Genomic DNA, 11,460 nt, shown 5'->3' with positions numbered 1-11,460 from the left:
TCCTGAGCCAGGATCAAACTCTCCATTTGATTCTTTCTCATTTTTATACTCTGACGAGTTTTGTTTATTTCTTGTATTTCTTTTGAAATTGACGTTTCCTGTTTAGTTTTCAAAGACCATTTCGCACCCAAGTTCCCTTGAACGCTTGTACATAATACCACTGGCATAGCGACCTGTCAACCGAATCAACACATATTTCGTACATTTTTCGCAACAAAATTTCAGTGTTATTTTTTATCCTTATTATATACAAATATTTATTTGTTTATGGATTATTAAGATTTAATTTTTTAAATCAAAATAAAAGACGACCATGGAGGTCGTCTTTTATTTTCCTAAATTGTCTCCTCAAATGAGTTTTCGTGTTCTACGAACAATTTAATCAGTGAATCACGTGTTAATTTTTGTTTCGTTTCCCCTTTTGCATCGAAAATAATCTTACCACCATGAAACATCAAGAGTCTGTCTCCGTAATCAAGTGCATGTTGGAGATTATGTGTCACCATAATCGAGGTTATTTTACGTGCCGCAATCATTTTATCCGTAAGCATCATTATCGCTTCAGAGCTCTTCGGATCGAGTGCCGCCGTATGTTCATCGAGCAACAGTACTTCTGGATTATTCATCAACGCCATCAGTAGTGAGAGTGCCTGGCGTTGACCACCCGACAGTTGCCCAACTTGAGCATGAAGTTTGTCTTCTAAACCCATATCTAATGTCTTTAACTGTGCGATAAATTCTGCTTCCTTGTCGCGTCTAATTGCTTTTTTTAAGTTGAACAAGTTCCCCTTATCGACAGCTAATGAAAGATTTTCAAGAACAGTTAAAGATGGTGCCGTTCCTGACATCGGATCTTGATATACGCGTGATATTTTTTTAAACCGCTTGAAATCACTGACTTTCAAAAGGTCTTCTTCATTGAATGAAATTTCACCTGAATCTGGTGTCACTTGACCGGTTACAAGATTTAACAATGTCGATTTCCCACTACCGTTTGAACCAATAATCGTGATAAATTCTCCATCTTCAATTTCAACACTAAGGTCTTCATAAAGCGTTGTTTCTGCGATACTATTAACATTGAATTTTTTCTTAATATTGTTGAGTTTAAGCATTTACTTCGCTCCCTTTCCCTAAGTATTTTGATATCTTACTTTGATTGAGTAAAATCGCACCTACAAAGATCACTACAGTCGCTAATTTTAGATGCTGAGGATCCATATTGAATCGTAATGCAATTGCGATGATGAATCGGTACACGATTGCTCCTAAGATAACTTTAGTCGTTTGTTTGAATTTCAACTTACCAAAAAGTGTGGTCCCAAGAATTACGGAGGAAAGCCCAAGCACAACCATTCCTGTACCAAGTGAAACATCAAAGTAACGACCTACTGAAGCTGCGACCCCTCCACTTAAAGCTACAATACTATTTGCTAGTGCAAGTCCAAGTATTTTTATCGTACCAACATTATGTCCAAGTGATGTCACAAGGCCCTCGTTATCACCCGTGACTTTCAATAAGTATCCTACGCGAGTCGTAAGTAACGTATCAATCATTATTTTAATAAGGACCACGAGAATAATCATGACGATTAGTTGAAAGTTATCGATAATGAATGAAGGTGCCCCCATTTTTTCTAACCAGGTGGTTGAAAAAATATTGTCGTATTTGAATAATGGAAGGTTTGATTTTCCACCTGCTACCATCATGTTAATTGAGTACAGCCCTGTCATTACCAATATTCCACTTAAAAGTGCCGAAATTCCAAATTTTACATGGAAGACTCCTGTTACAATACCAGCCAAAAATCCACCAGCCATTGATGCCAAGAGTGCAACCCATGGGTTTACACCATTAATAATTAAGATTGCGCTGATGGCAACACCCAATGGGTAGGTACCATCAACACTTAAATCAGGTATATCTAAAATTTTATATGACAACATGACTCCCATCGACATGATGCCATAAAGTAACCCCTGTATTAATACATCTATTACAAATCCTAACATTATCGAACTATCGCTCTTTCTAAGACACTCGTTGGAATCGTAAGTCCCAACTGATCTGCCATTTTTTCACTTACAAATAATTCAGTACTTGAAGCAGTTTGTACGGGAATCTCTTTGATTGGTTTGTTATCTACTAAGATTTCTTTAATCATATGACCCGCTTGAATTCCCAGCTTTTTGTAGCTTACTGAGTCGCTCGCAAAGATTCCTTGATCAAACTGTCCTGATTCAGCCATGAAGACCGGTTTGTTTTCTTTTAGAGCTTGTTGGACAACAAGTCCTGTTGCTGTTGCAATCATATTGTCATTAACTATGAAGAGAGCATCACTGTCAAGTGCAACTTGAGTTGCTGCTTGTGCTATTTCATTCGGACTGCTTACGCCTTTTTCTACAACTTCAAGGCCCAGAGGTTTCGCAATTTCTTTGATTTCTTTAATTTGGTTTTGACCATTTACCTCACTGGTGTTGAAGAGAATTCCGATGTTTTTCATTGACGGTAACATTTCTTGCATCAATGCAACTTGTTGTGCGAGTGGTGGTAAATCACTAACGCCTGTGATGGTGCCTTCTGGAGCTGTTGGATTTTCTACCAATCCTGCGGTTTTAGCGTCAGAAACAGCACTAAATACAACTGGAATATCTGTCCCTTCGACGGCATTCATTGCAACTTGTGCTGATGGTGTTGCAATCGCAAAAATTAAATCGACCTTATCATTTACAAATTGACTTGCAATCATTGATGCGTTGCTCGCATCTTCATTTGCATTTTTAACTTCGACTGTAATCGTATCGGCAACGCCGACTTCAATTAAGCCTTCTTTCATTCCTTCTAATGACTCTTTGAGTGCTGGGTGTTCACCCCATTGGATGACTCCAACTTTGAATTGCGTTGTCGCCTTTGAGGCACATCCTGTTAATACAATTAATACAATAATTCCTGTTGTTATAATTTTTTTCATTTTCTTATCTCCTAACGTTATAACAAAAAAGCCACGCTACGTGGCTTAGTGTTTCAAAAGTTAGGGTTTAATAACCGTTATTGATTCAATGAGCCTCGTAGATATTTTAGTAACGCAAAATAGTTAATATCCTAAAGGCTATTAACTGGTTATCTAAAATAATAATAGTTGCTCATTTGTTGGGCACGTGTAACGTTATTGATATTTTGAGTCTTCATATTGTTGTTCCCAACCTTTCTTCTGTTCACACATTAACAGATTTTTTTTTGGTTGACAACCCTCTTACTCATTTTTATGAAAATATATTCATTAAAATGTAAATTCTGAAAACTCATTAGGAATCGTTATACCCAATTCTGTAGCGACTTTTTTGTTTATTTTAGTAACCTTATGTTCTGGTGTTTCAATCTTTAGATTTTTTTCGTTAAGTGCGCGAAGTGCGAGTTTTGCCGTCTGTCTTCCGATTTCAACATAATTAATCGAAACACTTGCAAGTATCCCTTCTTCTAACTGACCATCTTCGGAAGCATAGACAGGAATTGATTTTTTATTGGCATGATCGACGATCAAAGATGTTCCAGAAACATTCAGGTCATCTGTTATCACAAACATAGCATCAACTTCTTGCATAAGCATGGGTAATGCAACACCGAGTTCTTGAACGTCATTTACGCCTTTATTTATAATTTCTAATTGTGTACGTGTTGCAGCAGCTTTAATTTGTTCCACTTGATATATTCCATTCACATCTCCAATACGATTAACGATGCCAACTTTTTTTACATCAGGTGTTAATTTTTCAATCAGTTGTAGTTGTTGAAGGTAAGGTGCTGTATCGGTAACACCTGTTACAAAGTCCATTGCGTCGGTAATACCGATAGCCTCTGGATTACTTACGGCACTGAAAATAACGGGTATTCTATCATGTTCAAACACATTAATTGCTGTTTGCGCGGATTGCGTTGTAATCCCAATGACTGCATCTACTAGCTCTTGCTGTATACTTTGGGCATTCATCATCAAGACTGAAGTATCTGCGTTGGCATTTTTATATACAACGTTGACACCTTGCTCTTCAAATATTTCTTCAATCCCCTGGTACGTATCATTAAGTGAAGCAAAGTCTCCAAATTGCAGTACAGCAATTGTTGGCCTATCCTTCTGTTTCGGACTGCTGCTACACCCTGATAAGAGCGTCAAAACCACTAAAACTATCATGAATCTTTTCATAAACTTCCTCCTTATACACAAAAAAAGACTACGCGTAAACCACGTAGTCTTTAGATCTTACTAAGAATCGGTGTGCCCAAGCGAAAAGGGCTACTGCTTAGCCCTAATATTCAATTCGCTTGTTGCTCCATCGTTTCATGTACATAAGACACCTCTTTTGTTAATGTAACTTTATCACATCGTATTTCAGAAAACAAGTGTTACCTTTCAGAAATATTTGCGAGCACGGCTTCGGATAGGGTAATACCAAGTTGGCGCGCAACATCTTGATTGACGTACAAGATTGTTTCTTTAGATTGATATACCGGAAGTGTTGCGATATCCGAACCATTTTCTAAAATATCATAAATCATGAGACCTGCTTGTTTCCCTAATGTCATGTAGCTTAACGAGGCTGTTGCAAGAATCCCCTGATCGAACTGCCCATCTTCACTTGCATATACTGGTTTATTAGCCCTATTTGCAACATCGATAAGCGTTGCAGTGGCTGCCACAACCATATTGTCAGTGATGTTAAAGAATACATCAACATCAGTCGCTAATTGGGTTGCCGCCGTTGAAATATCCATCGTATTTGAAATCCCCTTAGAAACAATTTCTAGACCCAATTTAGGGGCTGTCTGTTTTAATAAGTCGACTTGAACTTGCGAGTTAATCTCTCCAATGTTGTAAAGGACACCTACTTTTTTGGCATTGGGTGTAATCTCATTAATGATTCCTAATTGTTTTTCAAGTGGACTTATGTCGCTAACGCCACTTACGTTTCCTCCCGGAACGTCCAGTGTTTCGACTAAAGCACCTGCGACAGGATCTGTTACAGCATTGAAGATGACTTTAATATCTGTTCCTGATGTCGCGTTCATTGCTGTTTGTGCTGCATTTGTGCCAATAGCATAGATTAAATCAACTTTATCAGATACAAATTTATTTACAATTAAATCGGCATTGAGTAAATCACCTTGTGCATTTTGATAATCAATCGATACTGTTTCACTTCCAAGTTGTGTTTCAAGTTCTTGTTTCATTCCTTCATACGCAGCATCCAGTGAAGGATGATCTGCCAATTGAATAACTCCTATTTTATATTTTGCAGTGTTTTGGCTACATGCTGTTGTAAACAAGAGCATCACCATAGTTAATAGAATCACAGTGTATTTTTTCATACGTCCTCCTTCTCAAACAAAAAGCCATATCGTTCGACATGGCTTTGAAATACACGTTGTGAGTTAGCCAAGTCGATTTCCATTAGAAAATGGTTAATCTCGTTGGCGAAATTAACCGATTATCTAAAGAAAAAGAAAAAGCTAATGTTTGTTATATTGTGATTGTTGACCATAAGATCCCAACCTTTCTAGTGAAAGATTAACATTATTTTACATTTGTTTCAATACTATTTTCATAACTTGGTGATAATTGTTTCATTCTAGTGGTATAATTACACAGTAAAAGGAGACTCTTAATTATGTATACTTGGTCATTAGACGCATTATATTCAGATTTTAATGAATCTTTCGATAACGACGTAAACCGTCTTAAATCCCAGATTCAAGCGATGCAAGAAAGTGCTGCATCTTTAGAAACAATGGAGGATTTGGAACATTGGCTTAAACTAGATATCGAAACCAGTGCGAATGCACAGTCGTTGTTTAGCTATATTTCTTTACGTTTGTCTACAAATACGACAGATATTGAAAGTAATAACGCATATGGTAAGTTACAGCCACTCGTTACTGAAATGTCAAAACCTTACGCACAGTTTAAAGCATTCATTGCGCATCATGCTGATGTCCTTGAATCGTGGATTGAATCGAGCCCACTCATTGCAGAGCACGCATTTATGCTTCGTGAAATTGCAAGAGAAAGTAAGCATTTGCTGAATGATGATGTCGAAGAGATTATTGCAAAAATGAAAATGAACGCATCTTCAAACTGGAGCAAACTTCAGGGACATCTCACCTCACAAATAACAACCGAAATTGATGGAAAAACATATACACTCTCATCAATTCGAAATCTCGCATACAGTCCTGACGCTGCAACTCGTAGAATTGCATATGATAAAGAACTTGAAATGTATCAAGGTATCGAAGATGCGGTTGCATTCGCATTGAATAGTATTAAGGGCGAGGTCAATACACTTTCTGAGATGCGTGGTTATGAATCAGCATTAGAAAAAACACTTGCTGATTCTCGTTTATCTAAAGAAACCCTCGATGCACTGCTTCAAGCAATCGAATCGTACTTACCTGTATTTAGAAAATATTTTAACCATAAAGCGACATTGTTTGGTCACGATAATGGTCTGCCTTGGTATGATCTCTTTGCTCCATTCGAAACAAAAAATCCTAAAACGTATACCATTGAAGATTCACGTACGATGATTCTTGATAGCTTTGGAACTTTCTCACCTGATCTACATAACATGGCAATGCGCGCATATGATGAAAAATGGATTGATTTCTTACCTCGTGAAGGGAAACGAGGCGGAGCATTTTGTTCGAATCAACCTCAGATTAAGCAAAGTCGTATCCTCACTAATTTTGATGGTAGTATGTCTGATATCATTACACTCGCTCATGAATTAGGTCATGCATATCATGGAATGTTAATTGAAGATCTTTCCATATTGAATACAGATTACACAATGCCTGTCGCTGAAACAGCATCCACATTCTGTGAAAACATTGTTCTCAATGCTGCTCTTGCCGAAGCAAGCGACGAGGAGAAACTAATCTTGATTGAGAACTCCATTTCAGACTTAGCGCAGATAACTGTTGATATTTTATCGCGTTATAAATTTGAGAGTGAAGTTTTCGAACGTCGCAAGACTGAGTTCTTGTTTGCCAATGATCTGAAAGAAATCATGATTCAGGCGCAAAAGGATACGTATGGGGATGGCCTAGATCAAAACTACATGCATCCGTATATGTGGATCAATAAAGGGCATTACTACAGCGGTGGTCTTAGCTTCTATAACTTCCCATATGCATTTGGTGGCTTATTCGCACTTGGATTGTTCGGTAAGTACCAAGAGGAAGGAGCTGTGTTTGTACCTCACTATCAAGAACTATTGAAAGCAACAACTACAGCTTCATGTGAAGATGTTGCAGCATTAGCTGGAATTGACGTTACAAGCGTTGCTTTCTGGGAATCAAGTTTAAACGTCGTTGCTGAACGTATTGAAACATTCATTGCACTCACAAAAAAATAAATCTGTGGATTTCCACAGATTTTTTTATACATCTAAACGCATATGATACTCAAGCTGTTTAACTTCATCACCCATTTGGCGATTTGTCTGTTTTGCAGCGAGTGTTTGTTGCATTACCTTGAGATACGAATAGTAAAATTGATTCTTTGTATCTGTAAATAGGGTTGCCGCAGCAACAAATAGGGTTGCAATTTCGATGAGTGTTAACGTCTCGAAATGTTCAGCAATATATTTTACTCTATCTAAAATCTCTATTTGAATTTCTTTGTCCATTGTATCACCTCTTACCTCTATTGTAGCACCATAACATAAAAATTAGTGTGAAATTAGCGACCGATTTCAAATTGAATTACGTTTTTAAGAACTTGTTCGCGGTCAGGTGTAAGTTTGCGGATTCGGATACATGATTTTCCAATCGCAGTCTTACCAAACGTAGTTTCAACGACTTTTGCTAATTCATGATTTTGCGACCATGTCATGGCATAGACATTCACCGTTTTATCGTATTTTTTCAAACTCACTACCGGTGTTTCGGCATTGCACAAATACCATGCGAGCCCTTCAAATTTCCCCAAATGATATTCCTGCGCAGGACTGCCAACAATTTCTGAAATTATGTGTACTAAGCGTTGCTCAATGTGTTCCATTTCATCACCTCTTAGAAGTATTATGCCATAAAAAAGAACTTAAGATTTTACTTAAGCTCTTTTTTATAAATATCGACCGAACATTTTTCGAAATGGTCGTGGTTGATGAACAACAATGTTTTCTCCATTAAAAACCAGCTGTGCATTTTCATAACAACGTTGCAAATTCTCAAAGAGTTTTGTACCAAAGTATTGCTTTTGCAAATCGGAGAGATTCGGTGCTCTTCGATCACAGTTATGTGCATCTGACGCGATTAAGTGGACAAGGTCTTTTTTTATCATCATTTTAGCAAGAGGTTGTTGGCGTGAATCTATCAAGGTTTCAGCATTCATCTGAATGAGAACTCCCATTTCGATCAATTCTATCAGGGTATCAGAGGACGCTAGTAAATATGGATAACGCTCAATATGCGCCAAAATTGGCATATACCCGTTCGAAATGATGTCTTTTAACGTGTCCTTTAGTCGGGATGGATATATACGGGTTGGAAGTTCAATGAGTAAATAATCTGTCCCTTCCATAACCAATTGATCCAGTTGAACGGTTGCGAGTTGGGGTGAGAAATAGAGTTCTGCCCCTAATTTTAAGGTTATTGGATAAGATTTCATTTTAATTAAAGACCGAACTTCGTCACAACGTGCTTCACGCACCTTCAAAAAGTGATTCATGTCATCTTTCTCAAGGTTAAAGTGTGGGGTTGCAATCAGTTGATGCGTAGCTTGCGCAAGGTGGCGTCGTAACAATCCATCAACTGCATCAAGATTTTCCGGGCCATCATCAATATCATGAAGAATGTGTGTATGGATATCTGTAATCATGCTTACTCACCATATTCGTAACTATATGAGTATGGCGTTGCGCCACTTTTAACTTTCGAATCATCATAATAATTCATAACAGAGCCCAATAGTGTTGCATGTGTTTGTTCAAGCTTACGCTTTGCAGCTAACACGACATCTCTTTCTGCGAAATTTTGTCGTACCACTAACAATGTACCATCAATATGAGGAGCTATGACACTTGCATCCGTTACTACATTGACGGGTGGAGTATCAATAATAATGTAATCATAAGTCTTTTTTAAAGTTTCTAACATTGGTGCAAGGTTAGCCCCACCCAGAAGTTCTGATGGGTTAGGTGGTATAATTCCTGCAAGCATAACATCAAATTGGTACGTTGTATGCAGATAGATTGCGTTTTCTGCTTGGACTTTACCCGCTAAAACCGCAGACAATCCGTGATTACCTGTCTTTTTAACGCGCAAATATTCCCGGAGTGCCGGTTTCCGTAGATCTGCATCAATCAGTAATACTTTTTTTCCAGCATCTACCAATACCTTGGCTAGATTGATTGCTACTGTGCTTTTCCCTTCATCTGGTATTGAACTGGTTATCATGATCGTTTTGACATCATCTTGAAATCCCATAAAACTTAAGCCAGAACGTAGCGTTTTGTATGACTCAACAAATGAGAACGGCGATTTGTCATTAATGATTTCAGTCCTATTTTTGATCTTTAGTGGTTGTTTCGTTTTTTTGAACATAATGTCTCCTACTTCCGTGCCAAATTTGATACATTTGGAATCACTCCAAGAACAGGTAAATCTAATGCATTTTCTAAGTCATCAACACGCTTAAATGTTTTATCCATAAGATGTCGAATAATGATTCCAGCAACAGTTAGTATCGCTGCGCCAACAGATGCGAGTATAACATTTCGCATAGTGTTTGGAGAAACGGGGTTCGATGGCTCAATTGGATTAGAAATTACTTTTACAGAACCTGCCTCTACCATTTCAACAATTTTACTTGGAGCAATCTCAACAATGGCAGATGCAATCGCATGTGCTGTCTTTGGATTATTGTGGCGAACTGAAACTTTCATAACTTGAGTATTGTCTACTGACGACACTTTAACGCTGTCACTGAGTGCCTTCGTCATCATCCCGAGGTTTAGTTTATCATTTACAGGAGCCATCACAGAGTCACTTTTGATGATAACCCCATACACATTAGCAAGACCTTTCGCCGAGTTTATGTCATCATTGGTAATGCCACGATTGCCTTCACTTTGACGGTTATTGACGATCATTGTCGCACTACTTTCGTAAATCGGCGTAATCGCGATTTTAGTATAAAGAAAACTGAGGATTGCAGCACTCACCATTATCACTATTATGAGTAAACTGTACGGTTTCACTGCATTTACCAGTTCTGAAATCTCTACATCTTGGGTTTGTTGTTTCTCAAATTCATTCATGCTTCTCTCCATCATCTATTGCATTTTGATGCCATAAGGCATCTTTTAACTTATCTATTATAACTCACTTCGTCTCATTAACAATGGGAAAGCGGTTTTATTTTAAGTTTATTTTAAGTGTTTGTTGTGTTTGTTAAGGGTTTGCGAAAGCAAAAAGAAAACCACTTTTAGTCAAAGTGGCTTGTTATCTATCTTGCATGCTCATTATAATTCCTGACTGTTCGTCATCGACAATAAACATATCATTTTCGGTACGGATTAAATGCGTACCAATTGGCGCATTCAAGTATGGGATAATATCTTGATCGTAATTACAAACTGTATTCAATTTGAATACATGGTGATTGTTCGTATGACTCATGTACTCATTACTCTCATCACCTTTTAAAAAACGCCACCCACTGTCCGGATAATCAGGGTTAGGTTCATCTCGAAACATATAACCAACTTTCCATCCTTCTTTGGTAATCATGTCGGATACAATGCATCCATCACCTGTAGAGTCGTCCCACTCAATGAGATTTCGTACATGAAGCTTGATGAAACCATCGCGAGTATAATTTAACTTTTTTCGCGTATTTCGTTTGAACATGATTCCCCCTCCTATATTGTTTCTTTCTATATTTACTTTAACACATCAATTTTGGGGCCAATGTAAATTACCGGTTTTCACACCATTTTATTTAATGACCATAGTTTATAATGTGAATATGTTGATATTATGATTCGTGAGTTTGATGTCGTGGTTGATTATTTAGACCTCTCAATTGAACCGTAAGTCATTTATCATCGAAACGTATCATACTATTATGGCATTTTACTACCCATGTAAATAAAATAACCATTTATATACAGACTATACGATTACGAATTTATATATTATTTCAATTGTAGGGGTATTTATATTTCCATATTATCATCCTTATGTTCATCTCAACACCTCTAAAAAAAAATAACAATAATAAGTGCATTAATTTGCTTTTAGTTATAGATACTGATACAATAATAACAACATATGACTAAACACATTAAATAATACCTAACACCTGTTATTATATGAGACATATTTTAGAGGGAGGTATTTTTTTATGGAATCAGGAAAAGTAAAATTCTTTAACGCTGAAAAAGGCTTCGGCTTTA

The 11,460-nt window shown here is 37.3% G+C and carries 12 protein-coding genes; 1 reads left to right on the top strand and 11 read right to left on the bottom strand.

The window, feature by feature from the left end; translation table 11 throughout:
- Nucleotides 1-335: 335 nt before the first annotated feature.
- The 5 genes from GVV20_RS09670 to GVV20_RS09650 all read right to left on the bottom strand — a co-directional run bounded on the left by GVV20_RS09670 (nucleotide 336) and on the right by GVV20_RS09650 (nucleotide 5,365).
- Entirely contained in the window at nucleotides 336-1,115 is a 780-nt protein-coding gene (locus GVV20_RS09670; RefSeq protein ID WP_159740989.1) for an ABC transporter ATP-binding protein, read from the bottom strand.
- Complete coding sequence (locus tag GVV20_RS09665) at nucleotides 1,108-2,013, bottom strand: ABC transporter permease (protein WP_159740990.1); 906 nt, start codon at nucleotides 2,011-2,013, stop codon at nucleotides 1,108-1,110. The genes GVV20_RS09670 and GVV20_RS09665 overlap by 8 nt, the downstream gene beginning before the upstream one ends.
- Nucleotides 2,013-2,972, bottom strand: a complete 960-nt coding sequence (locus tag GVV20_RS09660; RefSeq protein ID WP_159740991.1) for an ABC transporter substrate-binding protein — start codon at nucleotides 2,970-2,972, stop codon at nucleotides 2,013-2,015. The genes GVV20_RS09665 and GVV20_RS09660 overlap by 1 nt, the downstream gene beginning before the upstream one ends.
- A 309-nt stretch (nucleotides 2,973-3,281) precedes the next feature.
- Nucleotides 3,282-4,202, bottom strand: coding sequence for an ABC transporter substrate-binding protein (locus GVV20_RS09655; protein WP_159740992.1), 921 nt, complete (start codon nucleotides 4,200-4,202; stop codon nucleotides 3,282-3,284).
- 200 nt (nucleotides 4,203-4,402) lie between these two features.
- On the bottom strand, nucleotides 4,403-5,365 hold the full coding sequence (locus GVV20_RS09650; RefSeq protein WP_159740993.1) for an ABC transporter substrate-binding protein: 963 nt from the start codon (nucleotides 5,363-5,365) through the stop codon (nucleotides 4,403-4,405).
- A gap of 299 nt (nucleotides 5,366-5,664) precedes the next feature.
- Between GVV20_RS09650 and GVV20_RS09645 the strand changes: the two genes are divergently transcribed.
- Nucleotides 5,665-7,413 carry a M3 family oligoendopeptidase gene (locus GVV20_RS09645; RefSeq protein ID WP_159740994.1) on the top strand — a complete coding sequence of 583 codons (1,749 nt, stop codon included), beginning with the start codon at nucleotides 5,665-5,667 and terminating at the stop codon, nucleotides 7,411-7,413.
- 24 nt (nucleotides 7,414-7,437) lie between these two features.
- On the opposite strand, the gene GVV20_RS09640 is transcribed toward GVV20_RS09645, so the two are convergent.
- The 6 genes from GVV20_RS09640 to GVV20_RS09615 form a co-directional block, all read right to left on the bottom strand.
- Nucleotides 7,438-7,686, bottom strand: a complete 249-nt coding sequence (locus GVV20_RS09640; RefSeq protein ID WP_159649223.1) for a hypothetical protein — start codon at nucleotides 7,684-7,686, stop codon at nucleotides 7,438-7,440.
- 53 nt (nucleotides 7,687-7,739) lie between these two features.
- On the bottom strand, nucleotides 7,740-8,060 hold the full coding sequence (locus GVV20_RS09635; protein WP_159740995.1) for a hypothetical protein: 321 nt from the start codon (nucleotides 8,058-8,060) through the stop codon (nucleotides 7,740-7,742).
- 63 nt (nucleotides 8,061-8,123) lie between these two features.
- Nucleotides 8,124-8,879, bottom strand: coding sequence for a CpsB/CapC family capsule biosynthesis tyrosine phosphatase (locus GVV20_RS09630; protein ID WP_159740996.1), 756 nt, complete (start codon nucleotides 8,877-8,879; stop codon nucleotides 8,124-8,126).
- A 2-nt stretch (nucleotides 8,880-8,881) separates the two neighbouring features.
- Nucleotides 8,882-9,604 (bottom strand): CpsD/CapB family tyrosine-protein kinase, encoded by a 723-nt coding sequence (locus GVV20_RS09625; protein WP_159740997.1) that lies wholly within the window; start codon nucleotides 9,602-9,604, stop codon nucleotides 8,882-8,884.
- Nucleotides 9,605-9,612: 8 nt separating this feature from the next.
- Nucleotides 9,613-10,320: a YveK family protein gene (locus GVV20_RS09620; protein WP_159740998.1), complete on the bottom strand. Its 708-nt coding sequence runs from the start codon at nucleotides 10,318-10,320 to the stop codon at nucleotides 9,613-9,615.
- A gap of 184 nt (nucleotides 10,321-10,504) precedes the next feature.
- Entirely contained in the window at nucleotides 10,505-10,912 is a 408-nt protein-coding gene (locus tag GVV20_RS09615) for a DUF2185 domain-containing protein (protein WP_159740999.1), read from the bottom strand.
- Between the last annotated feature and the right edge of the window lie 548 nt (nucleotides 10,913-11,460).

It is taken from the genome of Erysipelothrix aquatica (assembly GCF_009828775.2).
GTDB classification, from domain to species: domain Bacteria; phylum Bacillota_I; class Bacilli_A; order Erysipelotrichales; family Erysipelotrichaceae; genus Erysipelothrix; species Erysipelothrix aquatica.
Note: the sequence above shows the minus strand (reverse complement) of the source record. Positions and strands in the feature narration are given on the sequence as shown.

What these genes read in the sequence shown, in the direction of transcription:
- GVV20_RS09670 (WP_159740989.1), bottom strand. Translation starts at nt 1,115, where the DNA reads ATGCTTAAACTCAACAATATTAAGAAAAAATTCAATGTTAATAGTATC.
- GVV20_RS09665 (WP_159740990.1), bottom strand. Translation starts at nt 2,013, where the DNA reads ATGTTAGGATTTGTAATAGATGTATTAATACAGGGGTTACTTTATGGC.
- GVV20_RS09660 (WP_159740991.1), bottom strand. Translation starts at nt 2,972, where the DNA reads ATGAAAAAAATTATAACAACAGGAATTATTGTATTAATTGTATTAACA.
- GVV20_RS09655 (WP_159740992.1), bottom strand. Translation starts at nt 4,202, where the DNA reads ATGAAAAGATTCATGATAGTTTTAGTGGTTTTGACGCTCTTATCAGGG.
- GVV20_RS09650 (WP_159740993.1), bottom strand. Translation starts at nt 5,365, where the DNA reads ATGAAAAAATACACTGTGATTCTATTAACTATGGTGATGCTCTTGTTT.
- GVV20_RS09645 (WP_159740994.1), top strand. Translation starts at nt 5,665, where the DNA reads ATGTATACTTGGTCATTAGACGCATTATATTCAGATTTTAATGAATCT.
- GVV20_RS09640 (WP_159649223.1), bottom strand. Translation starts at nt 7,686, where the DNA reads ATGGACAAAGAAATTCAAATAGAGATTTTAGATAGAGTAAAATATATT.
- GVV20_RS09635 (WP_159740995.1), bottom strand. Translation starts at nt 8,060, where the DNA reads ATGGAACACATTGAGCAACGCTTAGTACACATAATTTCAGAAATTGTT.
- GVV20_RS09630 (WP_159740996.1), bottom strand. Translation starts at nt 8,879, where the DNA reads ATGATTACAGATATCCATACACACATTCTTCATGATATTGATGATGGC.
- GVV20_RS09625 (WP_159740997.1), bottom strand. Translation starts at nt 9,604, where the DNA reads ATGTTCAAAAAAACGAAACAACCACTAAAGATCAAAAATAGGACTGAA.
- GVV20_RS09620 (WP_159740998.1), bottom strand. Translation starts at nt 10,320, where the DNA reads ATGAATGAATTTGAGAAACAACAAACCCAAGATGTAGAGATTTCAGAA.
- GVV20_RS09615 (WP_159740999.1), bottom strand. Translation starts at nt 10,912, where the DNA reads ATGTTCAAACGAAATACGCGAAAAAAGTTAAATTATACTCGCGATGGT.